At 54.9% G+C, this 16562-nt stretch carries 23 protein-coding genes; 9 read left to right on the forward strand and 14 right to left on the reverse strand.

Annotated features, from left to right (window positions below; all coding sequences use genetic code 11):
- Positions 1-19: 19 nt before the first annotated feature.
- Together AC1RME_RS04450 and AC1RME_RS04455 are read right to left on the reverse strand one after the other, a co-directional pair.
- Positions 20-778 carry a sulfite exporter TauE/SafE family protein gene (locus AC1RME_RS04450; RefSeq protein WP_096821735.1) on the reverse strand — a complete coding sequence of 253 codons (759 nt, stop codon included), beginning with the start codon at positions 776-778 and terminating at the stop codon, positions 20-22.
- Positions 779-887: 109 nt separating this feature from the next.
- Positions 888-1631: an NYN domain-containing protein gene (locus AC1RME_RS04455; protein WP_096821736.1), complete on the reverse strand. Its 744-nt coding sequence runs from the start codon at positions 1629-1631 to the stop codon at positions 888-890.
- 367 nt (positions 1632-1998) lie between these two features.
- On the opposite strand from AC1RME_RS04455, the gene mug reads away from it, so the two are divergent.
- Complete coding sequence (mug, locus tag AC1RME_RS04460) at positions 1999-2505, forward strand: G/U mismatch-specific DNA glycosylase (RefSeq protein WP_096821737.1); 507 nt, start codon at positions 1999-2001, stop codon at positions 2503-2505.
- Here the strand turns inward: mug and AC1RME_RS04465 are convergent.
- Complete coding sequence (locus AC1RME_RS04465; RefSeq protein ID WP_096821738.1) at positions 2478-3110, reverse strand: TetR/AcrR family transcriptional regulator; 633 nt, start codon at positions 3108-3110, stop codon at positions 2478-2480. The two genes, mug and AC1RME_RS04465, sit on opposite strands and share 28 nt — an antisense overlap.
- A 112-nt stretch (positions 3111-3222) precedes the next feature.
- Here AC1RME_RS04465 and AC1RME_RS04470 point away from each other — a divergent pair, with 112 nt between their 5' ends.
- Both AC1RME_RS04470 and AC1RME_RS04475 read left to right on the forward strand, forming a co-directional pair.
- Entirely contained in the window at positions 3223-3879 is a 657-nt protein-coding gene (locus tag AC1RME_RS04470) for an O-methyltransferase (protein WP_096821739.1), read from the forward strand.
- Positions 3880-4024: 145 nt separating this feature from the next.
- Positions 4025-4528, forward strand: a complete 504-nt coding sequence (locus tag AC1RME_RS04475) for a hypothetical protein (RefSeq protein WP_096821828.1) — start codon at positions 4025-4027, stop codon at positions 4526-4528.
- A gap of 18 nt (positions 4529-4546) precedes the next feature.
- Here AC1RME_RS04475 and AC1RME_RS04480 read toward each other — a convergent pair whose 3' ends face one another.
- From AC1RME_RS04480 to AC1RME_RS04500, 5 genes are all read right to left on the reverse strand, one after another.
- Positions 4547-4927, reverse strand: a complete 381-nt coding sequence (locus tag AC1RME_RS04480) for a c-type cytochrome (RefSeq protein WP_096821740.1) — start codon at positions 4925-4927, stop codon at positions 4547-4549.
- Positions 4928-5004: 77 nt separating this feature from the next.
- Positions 5005-5388 (reverse strand): hypothetical protein, encoded by a 384-nt coding sequence (locus AC1RME_RS04485; RefSeq protein WP_255261945.1) that lies wholly within the window; start codon positions 5386-5388, stop codon positions 5005-5007.
- Positions 5389-5868: 480 nt separating this feature from the next.
- Positions 5869-6519, reverse strand: a complete 651-nt coding sequence (locus tag AC1RME_RS04490) for an SMI1/KNR4 family protein (RefSeq protein WP_096821743.1) — start codon at positions 6517-6519, stop codon at positions 5869-5871.
- Positions 6520-6618: 99 nt separating this feature from the next.
- Positions 6619-7011 (reverse strand): hypothetical protein, encoded by a 393-nt coding sequence (locus tag AC1RME_RS04495; RefSeq protein WP_096821744.1) that lies wholly within the window; start codon positions 7009-7011, stop codon positions 6619-6621.
- Between the two features lie 33 nt (positions 7012-7044).
- Complete coding sequence (locus AC1RME_RS04500; RefSeq protein ID WP_096821745.1) at positions 7045-7389, reverse strand: hypothetical protein; 345 nt, start codon at positions 7387-7389, stop codon at positions 7045-7047.
- A 185-nt stretch (positions 7390-7574) separates the two neighbouring features.
- Between AC1RME_RS04500 and AC1RME_RS04505 the strand changes: the two genes are divergently transcribed.
- Entirely contained in the window at positions 7575-8498 is a 924-nt protein-coding gene (locus tag AC1RME_RS04505; RefSeq protein WP_096821829.1) for a LysR family transcriptional regulator, read from the forward strand.
- Between the two features lie 108 nt (positions 8499-8606).
- A complete protein-coding gene (locus AC1RME_RS04510) occupies positions 8607-9332 on the forward strand; it encodes an alpha/beta fold hydrolase (protein WP_096821746.1) in 726 nt (241 codons plus the stop codon).
- 51 nt (positions 9333-9383) lie between these two features.
- Here AC1RME_RS04510 and AC1RME_RS04515 read toward each other — a convergent pair whose 3' ends face one another.
- A complete protein-coding gene (locus tag AC1RME_RS04515; RefSeq protein WP_096821747.1) occupies positions 9384-9842 on the reverse strand; it encodes a hypothetical protein in 459 nt (152 codons plus the stop codon).
- Between the two features lie 221 nt (positions 9843-10063).
- On the opposite strand from AC1RME_RS04515, the gene AC1RME_RS04520 reads away from it, so the two are divergent.
- The 3 genes from AC1RME_RS04520 (at position 10064) to AC1RME_RS04530 (ending at position 13055) form a co-directional block, all read left to right on the forward strand.
- Positions 10064-10528 (forward strand): MarR family winged helix-turn-helix transcriptional regulator, encoded by a 465-nt coding sequence (locus AC1RME_RS04520; RefSeq protein WP_176504876.1) that lies wholly within the window; start codon positions 10064-10066, stop codon positions 10526-10528.
- Positions 10529-10890: 362 nt separating this feature from the next.
- Positions 10891-11412 (forward strand): AidA/PixA family protein, encoded by a 522-nt coding sequence (locus AC1RME_RS04525; protein WP_096821748.1) that lies wholly within the window; start codon positions 10891-10893, stop codon positions 11410-11412.
- A 332-nt stretch (positions 11413-11744) separates the two neighbouring features.
- Positions 11745-13055: an ArnT family glycosyltransferase gene (locus AC1RME_RS04530; RefSeq protein ID WP_096821749.1), complete on the forward strand. Its 1311-nt coding sequence runs from the start codon at positions 11745-11747 to the stop codon at positions 13053-13055.
- 33 nt (positions 13056-13088) lie between these two features.
- Here AC1RME_RS04530 and AC1RME_RS04535 read toward each other — a convergent pair whose 3' ends face one another.
- From AC1RME_RS04535 to AC1RME_RS04550, 4 genes are all read right to left on the reverse strand, one after another.
- Positions 13089-13430: a hypothetical protein gene (locus tag AC1RME_RS04535; protein WP_255261947.1), complete on the reverse strand. Its 342-nt coding sequence runs from the start codon at positions 13428-13430 to the stop codon at positions 13089-13091.
- A 43-nt stretch (positions 13431-13473) separates the two neighbouring features.
- A complete protein-coding gene (locus AC1RME_RS04540) occupies positions 13474-13830 on the reverse strand; it encodes a DUF7079 family protein (RefSeq protein WP_096821750.1) in 357 nt (118 codons plus the stop codon).
- 63 nt (positions 13831-13893) lie between these two features.
- Positions 13894-14316, reverse strand: coding sequence for a DUF4952 domain-containing protein (locus AC1RME_RS04545; RefSeq protein WP_096821751.1), 423 nt, complete (start codon positions 14314-14316; stop codon positions 13894-13896).
- 215 nt (positions 14317-14531) lie between these two features.
- Positions 14532-14891, reverse strand: a complete 360-nt coding sequence (locus tag AC1RME_RS04550; RefSeq protein WP_096821752.1) for a DUF6124 family protein — start codon at positions 14889-14891, stop codon at positions 14532-14534.
- 587 nt (positions 14892-15478) lie between these two features.
- On the opposite strand from AC1RME_RS04550, the gene AC1RME_RS04555 reads away from it, so the two are divergent.
- Positions 15479-15940 (forward strand): hypothetical protein, encoded by a 462-nt coding sequence (locus AC1RME_RS04555; protein WP_493090585.1) that lies wholly within the window; start codon positions 15479-15481, stop codon positions 15938-15940.
- A gap of 108 nt (positions 15941-16048) precedes the next feature.
- On the opposite strand, the gene AC1RME_RS04560 is transcribed toward AC1RME_RS04555, so the two are convergent.
- The gene (locus tag AC1RME_RS04560; protein WP_096821754.1) at positions 16049-16378 is read right to left on the reverse strand and encodes a DHCW motif cupin fold protein; all 330 of its coding nucleotides are present in this window, start codon (positions 16376-16378) and stop codon (positions 16049-16051) included.
- Positions 16379-16562 lie beyond the last annotated feature (184 nt).

Raw genomic sequence — 16562 nt, forward strand, 5'->3', positions numbered from 1 at the left:
ATCTGGTCTGGGAATTCACTCAGGCCATGTATCCCTCGACACCATCCCACAACAGTTTCAGCGCCGTAACTACCAGCAGGCCATAACAGGCGCGGTACATCTGGCGCTGATCCAGTCTGGCGTGCAGCCGCCAGCCCAGCCAGACCCCGCTGGGTACGGCGAGCAGGCTGACGAGCATCAGCGTCAGGACGTTGCCGCTGGGTTTGGCCAGCAGCAGCCAAGGTACGGCTTTGAGCAGATTGCCCACCGTGAAAAACAGGCTGGTGGTTCCGGCATACATCTGTTTGCTCAGGCCCAGCGGCAACAGATAGATTGCCAGCGGCGGCCCGCCGGAGTGCGCGACCATGGTCGTGATGCCCGATGTAAGGCCGGCGGCCAGCGCTTTGGGCGATGAGCGCGGCTTCACGCGGACTTCTCCACCCGCCTTGAACCACAAACCGACAAACAGCAGGGTGACCACCGCCATTACGATGGCGATCGCTCGGTGATCCAGCACCCGAAAAAGCAGATAACCCAGGCCGATGCCGACGACCAGCCCTGGTACCAGCAGGCGCAGATCCGGTTTCGACCAGGTTGAGGGCTTCCAGTAGCGCAGACTGAACAAGTCCATGGCGACAAACAGCGGCGCCAACAGCCCGCCAGCCGTGATCGGGTCCATCACCAACGACAGCAACGGAATCCCGACAATCGCGAAACCACCGCCGAACGCCCCCTTCATGAAGCAGATCAGGAACACGCCGGCGAAGGTGACGAGGAGGGTGGTGATGGTCAGTTCCAAGGTTTTCGCTCACTTCATGAGGGCGGGAAATGGCCATAATTTCGCTCATGATCTGCGCGGTTAACAGTTACAGTTTTGAGGTTATTCCGTGGGCCAGTTGCTGGGCGGATCATGGGTTTGAACCCAGATCGATACTGTTGTCATTGGATGCGGGTCGAAGCTTCGGCTTCGGGCATGTGGAGCGTAATCCATCGATGTGCTCCATCAACCCATCAGGAATGTTCTGCCACATCGGATCAAGTATGAAATCAACGCCTTCGCGGCGAGCCATCTTCGCCGCCGGTACAAAGTCTGCATCACCCGCAATGAGGACGATCTGATCGACTTGTTGCTTGAACGAAAGTGATGCGACATCGACGCCGATTCTCATATCAACCCCCTTTTGTCGGGTGTCTATGCTGACGTCGGTTTCTGTCAGGTCGGATATCTGAATTTTGCCTTTGAGCAGCTCGGCGATTCTTGAGGGTTTGATTGTCCATTTCACATCTTTCGATAGATGTCCCAGCCGCAGGGCCAGTTTGCGTTTGCTTCGCAACCGAATATGTAGCTCTCTACGAAAAACCGCTTCTTTGGATTTGGAGAAGTCCACGAATTTTTTCGTTATGGGGTTGTGCTGCTTTGTGTCCAATGGAGGGCAGTCGTAGAAAAATATTCTATAAAGCTCTTTTCTGGGACGTTGCTGCGGCCCTGAAGGCAGGCCACTTTGACCAGAGAAGGCTCTGGACATCAGGTGAGCTGTTGCCCATCGGTGTACCAGATCGGCAGCGCGTTCGGCATTGAATGCGTTGTGAGGTTCTATCCTTCGAAATCGCTTGATGAAGTAGGCGCCGTCAACCAGAACCGCTGTGGGCATACGTTCTTCCTGAAAACAAAAACGCCCAAGGGTTTGGCACGTCCTGGATGGTTAGGACGGCTTACTGCCTTGGGCGGGATGTGGGTAGGTTAGGGAGCGATGACGGTGCCGTCAATCGCGCCTTCTTTGTTTTGATCAAGGCCTGCCCATCAGTCTTGAATGTGCTTTTCATTCTGTCGATGAGCAGGGACCGGGGGAAAGATAAAGCCTAAGGAATTGGCCCACAAGCCAGCACTTTCTGACGTATTTGTAGGTTTTTGCACAAGGGCTTGTAGCTTGAAGGAATGGGGTATGACTGTTTTGAACGGTCAATATCAAAACACGCAGTCGTACAGATTGGAGTATCTGAAATAAAGGGGAAAAGTTGATGCTTGAAGACATCCTGACCGAAGGCCTGTCCGTAGTGTTCTGCGGGATCAACCCTGGCCTGTTAGCGGCGGAGCAGGGGCATCACTTCGCCGGACGAAGCAATCGCTTCTGGCGCACGTTGCACCTGGCTGGGTTCACACCGCACGAGGTGAGCCCTGAAAGCGATCGTACGATCCTGCAATTTCATTGCGGGTTGACCGCCGTGGTCGAGCGTCCGACGGCCCGGGCGGATCAGTTATCGGCGGACGAATTCACCGCCGCCGCTGCGAATTTCGAACGCAAGATCGCCCGGTATTCGCCGCGCTTCGTGGCGTTTCTCGGCAAGGCTGCCTATGCCGGGTTGTCCGGGGAAAAGTCGATTGAATGGGGGCTGCAAAACACCCCGTTTGGCGGCGCGGCAGTGTGGGTTCTGCCGAATCCCAGCGGCCGCAATCTGGCGTTCAACCAGGAACAACTGGTGACGGCGTATCGACAGCTTTACCTGGCATCGAGCGAAACCACATAAGCACGAAACATGTCGGCCATCGCCTCCGCACGCGCGGTGATTTCCTCGTCAGTACGCGGGCTGAGTGAGAAATCCTTCCCCACCGAACTGAGTGTGGCCAGGATCAGATCGCAGGCCAGTGTACGAGTGGATTCGCTCGCCTCGGGCAGCAATTCAACCATGAACGCCTCAAAGGTTCGCTTGCCCGCCGCCCGTACTTCATGGGCCTCGGGCGCATCACGATAAAGCGGCGCCGCGTCACTCAACGCACCGCGCATCTGCGCCTCCTCACACTCCGAACGGATAAACGCATGCACCAGCGTGCGCAGACGATCCAGTGGCGATGCTTCCCGATTTTGCAGAATCCGTTGCAGCATCTCCGTGGTTTGCAACCACTCATCACTCTGCAACCGAAACAGAATCGCCGCCTTGTTCGGGAAGTACTGATACAGCGAGCCCACGCTCACGCCAGCCTTCTCCGCAACCCGCGCCGTGGTGAATCGGGCCGCACCTTCTTTGGCCAAAACCTGAATAGCCGCCTGCAGAATCGCGGAAACCAACTCGGCGGAGCGGGCCTGTTGCGGCTGTTTGCGTGAGGAAATACGGGCAGTCTGACGGTCGGTCATGGTCGGCTCAGGTGTGAAGAGGGAATGCGAATAGCGAATCGGGCCATTCGCTCGCATCATTTAAACGCGACGAATCATTCGCATTTTAGCCCTCAACTGACGGAAAACCACCATGACAACCTTGACCACTGAACCCCTGGCAACTCTGATCGAACGCCTCTACACCCAGGCCAGCGCCGCCACCAGTCCGCTCCTGAACACCGTGTCCAATGAAGAACGTGAACGCCTGATGCACAGCAAAACCGAGTACCGCGAACTCTACGGCATGCTCAAAGACCTGTGGCTGCCTGTCTCCCGCGACACCGGCAAACTGCTGTACATGCTGGCCCGTAGCACCCAGGCCAAAGCCATCGTTGAGTTCGGAACCTCGTTCGGCCTGTCGACCCTGCACCTGGCAGCGGCGCTGCGGGACAATGGCGGCGGTGCGCTGATCGGCAGCGAATTCGAACCGTCGAAAATCGAACTGGCGCGACGTCACTTCGTTGAGGGTGGCGTCAGTGATCTGATTGAAATCCGCGAAGGTGATGCACTGGTGACCCTGGCGAGCGACCTGCCGGAAACGGTCGATCTGTTGCTGCTCGATGGCGCCAAGGCGTTGTATGGCGATGTGTTGAATCTGGTTGAAAAACACCTGCGACCTGGCGCGCTGGTGGTGGCCGACAACACCAATTACTGCCCGGAATACCTGGCCCATGTGCGCTCGCCGGAGAACGGTTACCTCAGCGTGCCGTTTGCCGATGACATTGAAGTGTCGATGCGGTTGGGCTGAGCGGTGGCATCCGAAATGCCGCGAGGGTGCGTGTTGCTTTAGAAGCGGACCTTCGAGGCATTTTTCGGTTTGATCTTTCATGCGTGCGACAGGATTCGTCTATCGTCATGAAGACCAACACATGGCCAGGATCAGGGAGCTGATCATGAATCGTCAGGACGACCTCAACATCATCTGGAAGCGGATATTCTGGATTTTCATAGCCCTGTTGTTGCTGGCGATTGCCGTCACTTACAGTCTGCCCGACTACAAAGTGCCCTTTATCGTTTGTATCGCCGGGAATATCGGGGGCTACGTAGGGTTTCACAGACGACTGTCGATACTGACCGATCCGGAAATCGAAAACCTCGCCAAGTCATGGTTCGCTTTGATACTGCCTTCATTCATCGGCGGGATACTGGCGGGGCTGTTGTATCTCTTGTTCCTTTCCGGCGTTATCAGGGGCGATCTGTTTCCGGTGATCGTTCCGGACGACGATCCGAAATGTTTGAAGCAAATCTTCAACGATATTTTTTGCCAACATGCGGAAGGGTACGCGGCCTACGCCAAGTTGCTGTTCTGGTCATTCGTGGCGGGCTTCAATCAGGACTATGTCGTTGACCTGATTGAAAACATAAAAGGCACCGACAAAAAGACTGACCAAGGCTGAAGGGTACTGTTGCCCGGCTTAGTGCTGCTTTTTTGAAATGACATCGTTCATGTACTGATTCAAATCGCGAAAATCGCTGACGCTCCAGGCGTGCGGCGGGATCTTTACACCATTCTCGCGCAAGGTTTTTGGAATCAGGTCGCCGTTCGGGCGAAGGATGATCGAGGACACGATCACGCCCGGGTAATCATTGAGCCGCTTCTTGAAGGCAGGTGTTGTCAGATCAGGTGTCGGAGGATTGCTTTTATGGGCCAATGGCCCGGTTCCCTTGATATCGGGTCCGTGGCACACGGCGCATCTCTGTGAGTAGAGATTCTTTCCGTTGAGGTTGTCCGCAAAGGAAGGGCCTGTTTGAGTGAGTAGCAAAATGGCCAGTAAAGAGAAGACTGATGTTTTCATTTTTATAGGTCGATATTGATGGGTTTTGACGATGAAACGCTTCACTCGCTTCAGAAGTTGACGCGAATGACGGATAGCTACCCGCCGCTGTAATGAATGAGCAGGGCGATAAAAACCACAAAAGGTGTGTACAGCACCAAACCGCCGACGACGAGTGCCCAGCCCCAGGCAAAACCGCTTTCGCCCTTGAAACGACCGCCACTCAGCAGGCGCAGCACGAAAACGCCAACCTTGTAAGCCAATACGTTGAACAGGAAGTCCACGATGAAATCCATTTTTGGTCCAGTGCCTCCCTGGGTGCTCATATTTTTACAATCTCTCTCACAGACCAATTCGTCATTGCTGTCATAGCAGATAACTCCCGCTTTTGGTCCACTTCGGGCGGTGCCGACCGGCTGTGTTGGGTCGTTTTCTTCTGTCTCGCGGCGGGTAGAAGATGGCCGATAGCTGTCCACACTCATTAGCCCTTTGCAGGCATTTAGTCACCCGACTTGCCAGCGCAATGCCACGGAACTTCTTGGAACGCTTCGCTAGTGGTCAGTATTGAACCGAGCTCATAAATGAGTTGCCTATTGAGAGTGGCATTATCGGAACACTGGTCGGCTTCTCCGAACGTGCTCCAAGAGTCGCTATCAATTCGAACAGTTCCAAACTTGCTTTCTAGATGGGAGTGGGATGCCCAAATGCCATGCTCAGTGGTGCTGACTGAGAATCCCAATGGCGCCAGTACCAGGCGGAGCGCCTCCTGGAACCCAATATCCGATGGCTGTGGATAGAACTCAATTAGCAGTTTGTTGCTGCCATAGCCTTGTCTAATCGCGAAAGCGTACATGACCGTCCTCTTGAAGTATTTCGAGCACGTTGCACCGTCTGGAGTGAAAAAAGGGGCATGATTTGTTATTTGAAAAAAAACCAGTTCCCTTTTAAGTGCTTATTCCGACTCACTCAGCACGCTGTGCCCCAAACAGAACGGGAACCGCATCCAGAAAATGAAACAACTCGGGCACCTTGGTGTTCAAGCTTCGCGAACCATCATCTTCCTCACTGATTGCGAAGTTGCCACTTTCGAGCTGATCAACCAGCCATTCCATAAACGTAGCGACGGAGGTAGCCACAACGTATTTATCCTCTTCGTCACTGCCAAAGTTGATGACCTGACCCACGGTTCCGCGCGCGCCTGGGTCCAGATCAACGCCGAGATGGTTGCCACAGTAGTCGTAGGCGAAGGGAATCCAGTATCGGTTGGCGTACAACGCCTGGACAGCGTCGGGCGTTCCAGACGTGCAGAAGGCGCTCCCCTCGGTCATTTCCTCGGGCGACCACTCATCGATAATGTCTTTCCAGGATTCCCAATTCTCCCTGGCCTTTGCCAGCGACAGAAACTCAAGACCATAGAAAAGGCCTGAATTCGTAGCACCGCGTTGCCCGTCATGCCACCTGTAGAGATTCTTCAGGCTTTCTGGAAAAGGCCTGCCAACCAGGTTTTCGAACTCGGCGATTGCAGCGTCCGAACATCCCGGCGCCAAATCTTCACGTATTTCAGGAATATTGGTTTCCAACCATTTTTCAAGTCGTTCCATCACTGCTTTCATTGAAGCTTCCCGGCATAAAAACGTGCACGCTAACGTAGCTTGAGGCTTTGTGAAAGGCCGGAACATCCATCGGATGCCCGGGCAATTCCTCGTGCTCCGTCAAATGCTCAACAACGCTTTGGCGAATTGACTGACCTGCTCAGGCGTTACCAAAAAAGAGCCATTCATCTGCCAATCGCAGGCGTCATCGGACGTGGAGCCCAGGTACACACGCAAGTAAATGAACCCGGGAAAGAATGGATCCAAAGTGGCGGACAAAGAAAAGTCCTGGCTTTCAGAAAGCCAATCTTGATCGACCCCCACCTTAATCTGCGCAACCGACGCAAAAAACGCGTCAAGCGGCTGCTGGATATCCGCAGAAAACTTCTCCGACGTTATTTCTGCCTGCATCGCAGTGCCAGTGAGGCGAACCTGAATACAGCCCGACCGACCGCGTGGGCATGGCAGGATGGTCATCGTCAGCCCATCGTGTTGACTTAATTCTGCTGGCATTGCTTCTCCGTTATTGCCGTTCAATCCAGGATTTTACTGAGCATACTTTCCTTGGAACTCGTGAACTCGCTTGCTGAAAAGTAAATAGTGAGCGCTGCGCGCCAGAAACACTGCGGCAGCAATCAAGAAAGCGCTCATATAGATGCTGCTATCGATGATTTCTATGGCTGTGCCGAGAGCGCCCTGAGCAGCAATGGCGCATACGATTGCCAGAACATTGCACGCAATTACACTTCCGTAGAAAGCAAAAAGCGAAACAGTCAATGAAAACGCTACATAGCCCAGGTTGTTTGATGCAGGCCCAAACAGGATTGGCCATACAGAATAGGCGACATACAAAGTGATAATGAGCGCAAGAAAGGCGGGTGGTCTTTTCATGTCTGGATTAGCTTTCGTCCGAGTTGAAGGCTGGCAAAAAACGCCGGAATACTAGCCATATTTTCAGCCGCTGTCGTTACGCGTTCCAACCGATCTCGTTCCAGAACGCCTCGGCCGATACCTGTCAATTGAAGGGCGCTCACGCTATCGTGGCGCCGAACAATCAACAAAAAGGCTACAACAGGATGAAGCCCCTGGACCTGACGCGTTTCGACCTCAACCTGTTGGTGGTGCTCGAGGCGCTTTGGGCCGAAAGACATGTCGGTCGCGCCGCCGAACGATTGCACCTGTCCCAGTCCGCCACCAGCCACGCCTTGTCGAGGTTGCGTACCGCTTTCGACGATCAGTTGTTCATCCGTCACCCCCGAGGCATTGCCCCGACGCCGCTGGCCACGGAGCTAATGCCGAGAGTCGCGGCGGTGCTTGAGTCGGTCAGGCTTGTCGCCAGTCCACGGGGCTCGTTCGATCCCAGCCGTTTACAAGCCGAACTCAACGTGGCGGCCACCGATCACGCGGTGTTGACCGTCATCGCCCCGGCACTGGCCCGAATTCAGGCCGCCGCGCCCGACGTGGTGCTGAAGCTCAGACCAGCCGATGGCGAATCCGCTCTACGCCAACTGGACGCCGGCGAGCTGGACATCGTGCTGGGCTCGGGTTCTTTCGCCCAGATTCCGCAACGTTTTGATTGTCAGCTCGTCCATCAGGAGCGTTTCGTCGGCATCGCGCGCAAGGGCCACCCGGCGCTGCTCAAGCGCGGCAAGAAAATGCACATGGAACTGGATGACTTCGTGCGCCTGCCGCACATCTTGGTTTCGCCACGCGGGGATGCTCGGGGCGCCGTCGACGAGGCGCTGGAGAGCCTCGGTCGGACTCGCAAGGTGAGCGTCACTTGCCCGAGTTTTCTGGCCGTTCCGTTCATGATCGGCGCGTCGCAATCCATCGCCGTGGTGGCCGAGCGCGTCGCCTTGCAGCTGCAAGAAACCGCACAACTGAGCCTGTTCGAACTGCCCTTGGCGTTCCCCACCTGGGAGGTGCTCGTTGTTCGAGCACGAGGGCGCGCCAACGAGCCCGCCATCGAGTGGATCACGAACATGATGATCGCCGACTGAGGCGTCATGAATCTGGTGCATCAACAGACTGTGTAAAAGCCATTGGATCGCCTGAGTCGGTCTTCCTAGAGTTCGGTTGTCGTTCATTCAACCCGCCAGGAATACCCCATGCGCACAGAGCCCACTTTGGTCATGATCCCGTGCTTCGCCGGGGCCCCGTGGCAGCTGAACCAGATGACCCACTTGCAGAACCGCCCCTTGCGCACCCTGCGTTTGCCGGACGACGTGTGCGAGCTGGAAGCATTGGCCAATTTCATCACCGACCAGGTGAAAGACCTCGAAAACTACGTGCTGGTGGGTGATTCCTACGGCGCAGTGTCCTCGATCGCGGTGGCGGCGCGGCAGCCAAAAGGCCTCAGAGGGTTGGTGCTCTCCGGCGGTTTTGCCAGGAGCCCGATCACTTCTCCCTGGCTAAAGACTCTGGCAGCCCTTGCACCATTCTTCCCCGGCCCGTTCTACCGACAGATGACCCTTCGGATTCACGCCGCGCAGTTGGCGTCGGCGTTCGACAGGGAAGGGGAGATCCCTTGGTCAACCGGCAAGAGCCGCGCCTTCTTCATCAAGGAAACGTCCCACAAGGCTTACATCAACCGCATGCGCTCGATCGAGAAAGCGGACTACACGGCGCTGCTGAAAAAGATCGACGTGCCCACACTGATTCTGACGCCCGAGGAAGACAAACTGATCGGCAAAGACGCCGCAGGCGTTCTCCTCAACGGCATCAAGGGTTCGCAGGAAGTCATCCTGCTGCGCACCGGGCACATGTTCAGGTTCTCGCATCCAGGGGCGTATTCGCTGGAGATCAAAAGGTTTCTGGAGCGGGTGTCACTTTAGGTTCATGTAGCAAGACATGATCCGAGTGCCAGAGCAAAGGATGCCCCGAGTTTACTGACCGTGAGGTGTGGCCCGCCGCAACCTGCCGCTCAAACGCAAGCCATCGCGCACATTCAGCCCCATCAGCGTGAGATTGACGGCCCCTGCGATGAGTTCGATGACCTGTACGATGTAAAACCACATGTCGAATCTTCCAGTGGCGGCCCATAGGTTGAGCGCAATTGCGCACGGTACAAGCACCAACAGACCATTGGCGGAAATGAACGGCATACGTTTCTTCTTTGAGCCCACCAGGCGTCCTTGCCGTGATCGGCTCAGCAGCATTCCGTTCGCCCCGGCCAGCACCATCGTCGGGATCAGCACCCAAAGTCCAGGGCTGACGATCAGGTGCTTGAGCTGGGCGATCGACTGCCGGGCTCCCATGGTTTCGACAAGAATCGTCGATAGAAAGAAAGTGGCGATGCAAAACAGTGCCAGCATGCTGGCGGTCAAGTGGAGTCGTTTCAGCATTTATCGAATACCGTCAGTCAATTGGGCGTTACTCAAGCGGTACAGATGTTCGGCACCGCGACCTTGGTAAACAGATGCGGCATGGCCATGGCGCTGGAGGGGTAACGGTTCAGCTAGAAAGCATGATGACCTCCAGTTTGTAAACATGATGACAATGTGGTGCGAGGTGTCGAAACTCTAGTTAATTGACACCATGGTGTCAATATGGAAAGGTTCGCACCATGAAGAAGCCAAACCACACCCCCGCTGGGCGCGCGATGACTGATCTGGTCCTTGAACTCTTTCGAGCAAGTGCACGAATGATCACGGCAGGCGATCGCCTCGTAGCAGAAATAGGTCTCACAAGTGCCCGCTGGCAGCTCCTGGGAACGATTGTCAATGCCGATCGGGCGCAACCCGTTTCATGGATTGCTCGCGACATGGGTGCGAATCGCCAGAACGTTCAGCGGATCGTCAACGATCTCGTGAAGGATGGACTGCTGGAGTTTCAGCCGAATCCTCACCATCGCCGAGCGCAGCTGGTTGTGCTGACGGATGCCGGAAGAGAAGCATTCGAACGTGCGATGAAACTTCAAGCGCCCTGGATCAACACACTTTCGGAGGGGCTGGACGTCGATGACATCCAGACGACCCACAATGTGCTGAACCAGCTCCGCAACAGGCTTGAGGAAGACCAAAGGGACTAACCCGCCGATATCCGGAACCCAATGCGGATCGACATAGCGCTGAGAGGGGACGTATTTATTTTTCCGGAAATAGATACGTCCCCTTTTTACTATGCGGCACTTGCCGACAATGACTGTGCGCCTTTAACAACTCAAGCAGTCAGCGAACATCCAGAAAACGATGACGAGATTGGCCAGTAGAGAAGCAAATCAAAGCCTTGGTCAGTCCGCATCACACCGCGTTTATTTCGCGTCAACTGATCGCACGTTGACACCATAAAGCCATCTCCTATTGTTCTCCGCAGACCGCATCCAGGGACCGGATGAGCCGGACAGCCTTTGCGGGCGCGGTCGTTTATGCCATTCCTCCAAGGAGCAGCAAAATGTCCAGTGCGACCCAAACCTTTGACGTGCTCGTGAACGTCGATGCCGATTACCTATTGGACCATCCCGGCAATGTGGCCGGCGCAATTTCCATGCTGGTAACGCGCTCTGCCATCGACAGCCATGCCAGCGGTGACACCGGCGAAGGCGGCAGCGAGTTGTGGTTCGATGTCAACTCCGGCGACAACATCCGCTGGCGTGCCACGACGCTTTCCCGCAATTTCGACCGTATCGCCGTCATCAAAAGTATCCAGAGCGGCGGCAGCAATGGCGGCGAGTACCCGGGCACCATGTCGCAACCGCAGTCCTACAACCTCCCCGGAGTGGTGGCCTATCTGAACAATGGCGTCGCCGGCGGTCTTTCCAAAACCGATGTGGTCTACACCTTGTGGCAATCCATTGCGCAGAAACCGGGAAAACTCTGGTACACCATTACCTTCGCCTTGTACGACCGTGATCTGAACCAGATTGGCTCGAACTTCAACTGGGACCCCTACATCACCGTCAATAACAGTAACTGAACTGTGTACACAGCCCGGCCCGATACTCTTCGTCAGTGACGAAGGTGTCTGGCCGGGCTTTTTATTGACTTTCGTTAGTCTCGTTCAGGAAGTGTTGGGGAGCGTGCTGCTTGAATAGTCCATGTCGTGGGCTAGGCTCAAAATCAACTTTCCAGAGAGCAGGACTTTATTTTCAGCGTTAGCGCGCTTTCCGGACTGGAGCCAAAAAGAACAACTTCACTAAAGGGTTACCGATGGATCGATATGATGCCCCGCTTGTTGTAGAGCGCACTTGGCGGGCAGGCATGTTGAAGGGATTGATTACAAGAAATCCATGCCTGAGCATTTTCTTCATGACACTGGCCGTGTTCATGGTGTTGCAGTACAAACCTGCCGTCCTCAACTACACAACACGCTTTGTCGACTTCGCCGATTACATGCTGGCGAACGGCGTCACGCTGTTTCCCATTGCCGACGACCTCAAACCGTATCCCGACTATACGGTCCTTAATACCTTACTGGTCTATCTGGCTTCCTTGCCGTTTGGCCGTGTCTCCATACTCTCAATGGGCCTGCCTTCCTGCATTGCCGCTTCTCTGATGCTGGTATTCATTTATCGGCTCGGGGCGTTGCACAGCAAGAAGTGGGGCGCGTATGGCGTACTTTTCAGCCTGTTGACCTGGGCCTTTCTGGACGGCGTGAACTCACTGGCACTTGATATCTATCCGGCACTGTTCACGTTGATCTGCTTCTACGTTGCCTATTCGGCCGAATTGAAAAAAGACCCGCGTCGCCTGGTGTTCCTGTTCGTGGGGCTGGCGCTGGGCTTTGCGTTTCGTGGGCCTATCGGCTTGATCGGGCCCGCCTGTGTCATCGGGGCTTATTACTTCCTGAGCCGTCAATGGCGCATGTTGCTGCTGTTTTCATTCCTCTCGGGCCTGATTCTGGCTGCCGGGGTTGTGCTGCTGGCATGGGCCGCGTACCTGCAAGGGGGCCAAGCGTTCCTCGAAGACGTGCTGAACATGCAGGGCATCGGGCGCTTCGGCTCCGACCACGCGCCGCGCTATTACTTCTACTTCTCCGCAGGCCTGTTTACCTACGGCTTCACGGTGTTTTACGCCATCAGCGTGATTCTGAAGAAGTACAAATTATTCTTCAGCTCGACCCGCGATAAAGACATCGACCTGCTGCTTTATCTAACTGGGTGGTTGTTGGTACTGCTCGTACTGTTCACGATCCCAAGCTCCAAAAAAGCGCGCTACATACTGGCAATCACCCCAGCCATTTCCCTGCTGGCCGCCTACCTCTTTGTCAGCCATGAAGCGGCATTCGTACGCGCCAAAAACGGCTTGATGCAGTTCTGTCTCAAGTTGCCGGCGTTGGGTTTGGGCCTGCTGTTGTCGGTGCTGGTGTACAACAACTTCGCGGAAGTCCCATTGCAGCCCAACTACCTGGGCGCAGGCCTTGGACTGTTTGCGCTGTTGAGCTTCTACCACGCCAAACGCGAGTACTTCGCCGAGCATCGCTACCGTGAGTTCATGACGCTGTCGTTTGGGGTAGGGGCCTTTCTGATACTGGATATGTTCTTCTTCAACCCCATCACCTACCACCTGGAACTCATGATCGAGCCCACGCCGAAGTTTTTGCCGTATTGGTTTTGGTGAGGCGACAGGAGGATTGAGGTGTTTTAGAGAGCCTCAATCCTTCTCAGGGCATTTGAAGCCCCAGGAATAAATCTTCATGTCCTCGACCTCTTCCCCGACAGTCGCCACGCCCAGACAGACGCCGTTCCTGACGTAGTTGAAACTGCAGAATTGAAGACCAACCGTGCACGACTCGACTTCAGTGAAGCCTTTTCTCTGGAGGATGTTTTCGACCCCGTATTCACCTGTGTAGGTCGGGTTCGGCTTCCAGCCATTTTTGATCAAGGCCTTTCGGGCGTTTACGAATGGCATGTGTTCTTTGATCGGAACGTCGGTTGCGTGGGACAGGGGGCTGATGCAGCAGAGAAGGCTGATGAGGAGTGGTTTTAGTTTCATTTGATGGTTCTGACAGAGCCTCTGTGATTTTTCCCGACTGCATTCAAAGTCTGGAGGAGATTTCCTTCCAGATGTAGTCGTAGTTGTATTTCAGCCAACGAACCAATGCCTTATCGAACTGCCTGCGAAACCAGTTACGTTTTCTTGCTGCCAGCCTTTCCTCTATCGAGACTCTGAGTAAATCGGGATCGAACCCCGTCCATACCGGGGGGACGGCTGCCACAAGGTTGGTGAAACAAACCGGTGCGACCTCTTCATAAAGGATTTCGTAAACTACGTCAGGATCGATGTCTCTAACCTTATCCGCGATATAGTCATATTCGACCGGAAAGTCGTTGAATGGCCAGGAGAGTGCAGCTCTGACTTCGGACAGCTGCGGCTCACTCAGAAAATGTCCCAATGCGAAAACTCCTCCGACGAGCAACCGCTTTTTTGGATTGGTCCGAATCGGGCGACGTTGTGTTTAGGTGTCTTCAGTGAAGAGGGACACGTTGATGTAGAAATACTTTATGTCTGACCACGAATCCCGTTTGTCTATTGGCGTCTCTTCGGATCCCATACCCAGCATGTACCCCACATGTGTTTTTTTATCGCGATAGAAGAACGGTGCTGAATCCCATCCGCAACACATGTGCTGAAGCTTTGGCAGACCGAAGCTCTGATTCATGTATCGCTCAGCTTCAAGTGCATCAAGGCCTTTTACTCGGTAGCGAGCAACGAAAGGTTTTCCTTGTATGTGGTTGTGCTGGGTGCACTCCAGAAGCTCAACAAACTCAGGTTTGTCGCTGAGTTTTGCAAGAAAATCTTCACAGTGCGGTTCGGCCTTTGCGCAACCGGACAAGACAAATAGCACTCCGAATAGGGGCCCAAGGAACAACCGTTTCATCTATTTCTCCACGACCCCATTTCTACTAAGACCCTGCGCAGCACCAGAGCTATTCATCGAGACTTCACCGATTGAGTGACGCGAATGGTACCCGAGCCTGACGCAAGTCATGGACGCTCATGATGCAACATTCTGAAAACTGAATGGGCGTTAGACGTCCCACACAAATCGCACTGTAGAAGCAGTCACCGACTGCTCCTACAGGAGTCGACCGGTTACGCGACTTCGACGTGATCCAGCGCCTGATTTACCGCCAGCTCGGCAATCATCACCACTTGTGCGATACCCAGCGCCGTCTTGCGGTTCGAGGGATCGAGCAGGGCGGCGAAGTTACTGAGCATCTCGCTCGCAGAACTCAGGGTTTCGCTCGCATTGGCCAGCAGGCATTCGGTGTTGTACTTCGGATTGGCCAGGTACATCCGCTCGGGCTCGTTGCAGGACGACATGACCCCGGCGGCGGGGAAGAGGTAGTGATCCAGCGCACGCTCGGCGGCGTCGTGGAGTTTTTTGGAGTTGGGGGATTCGTAGGGGGAGGTTGGGTCGGTTTCGGGTGGGTTGGGTGTTGGTTTGATCATGGTGAAACTCCTACATCGTCAAATGGGAGCCGACACTCTCGCTACCAAACGATGGGTGGCGGCCATGCTCAGGTTGGTAGACCGGGACGTAGGAACCGGCGCGCCCGAAGACGCCCTGTGCATGACCACCATGACGCCGAGCCTTTCAGGCACTGCACATCATGATGCATATGCAACCTACGATAATCCGGGGCTACCAAACCCCGTCACTGATTTTTCAGTGACCGGGAAACGATAAGACCCGCGCCGTAGACGCACAAGCCGGCGGATTCTGGCGTAGTCGTAGGCAATGACGCAAGGCGTTGTAGCCTTGGGGAAGTTACGGCTGGTGACTTTAAACGTGGCTGTGTAAATCGCGGATAATTGACATGAGGGACTTGAGTCAGCTTACCTATCAAGGTGCGATTCATGACCGCGTTGCTCGTTGCGAGCGTCCGCTATCGGCCAGAAGCGGACATTGACACAACACGACTGTCGGCCGGAAGGCCATGGTCGCTATTGGCTGCTAACTATCCAATACAAATACGCGTTGCATTCCTTCATACACAGTGTAAAAAAGCGGGTAATCAATTATTTGGCTCAAAAAAATGACAGGTGGCGATGTCTTGCGAATACAGCGTCCCGAAGGTGAATTGCTGAATGTCCTCGAGGATCTGGGGGCTCTGGCATGGAGGCGATACGGTTCGCGGATAGCCCAGACCTGGAATGGTCGCGAATTTGTAGATGTTCCTGGCGGTCTACCTTGGGTGGCCTTTCGTTTCGCACAGGAAGACGATGCCACGATGAAACGCCTGGACGCGGCTGTTTCAAGTTATGAAGGCCATGAGCGTTGGCTGCTGATTGCCCATATCAGAGACTCCCTGCCAGGCACCAACTGGGAAATTTGCCTCGAACGCACCGGCCTGCTCAAGCGTCAGGCCGCGAATGTGAACCTTCCCGTCTGGCAGTACCTCGAACGAGTCGATCCTGGCTATTTAGATTTGGCATATGAAGATTTCAATGGACTGACAGCACACGTAAAGGTGTGCCTGGATCTCCATAAAACCTGATGGGTTTGACACGTGTCTAAGTAGTGACGCCGTGGATCCGCTTCTGGCCGACTCGCGCCCATCATAACTGGAAGTGGTCGGCCAGAAGCCGTCCTCCCTGTTCAAGCCTCAATCCACGATGAACAATCTAGCACCAATGGCGGTCGACGACCGGTGAGCCTCTGCGTTGTCGGCCACCTGATAGCTCATTCCTGCAGTCAAAGTGAACGTGCGACCATCATCGAGTTCGGTCTCCAATCGCCCGTCGAGGCAGAGCAGAATATGCCCTTTGTAGCACCAATGATCGGCAAGATAGCCAGGGCTGTATTCAACCATTCGGACTCTTGCAGTGCCGAATTGACAGGTGCGCCAGAGCGCCGTACCAGTTTCGCCGGGATGAAAGGTGGGTTCTATTTTCGACCAATCGGTGGTGCCAAATGGAATGTCGGTGAGTTGCATGGTTGTCTCGGTCCAGGGAGGAGAATGAATCGTAGCGAGGTGGCAAAAACGCGAATAGATACAGATCGGGTTTAATTCTTTAATACTCGCAGAAATGGGGGCGCGCGCTCCTATGATTGCCGTCCGTGCACGCAACTCTGGCTGACCGCTTTTGGCCGATAGCTGTCACTCCTGACCGTCCGCA

This window comes from Pseudomonas sp. GW822-FHT03F08 (assembly GCF_058801265.1).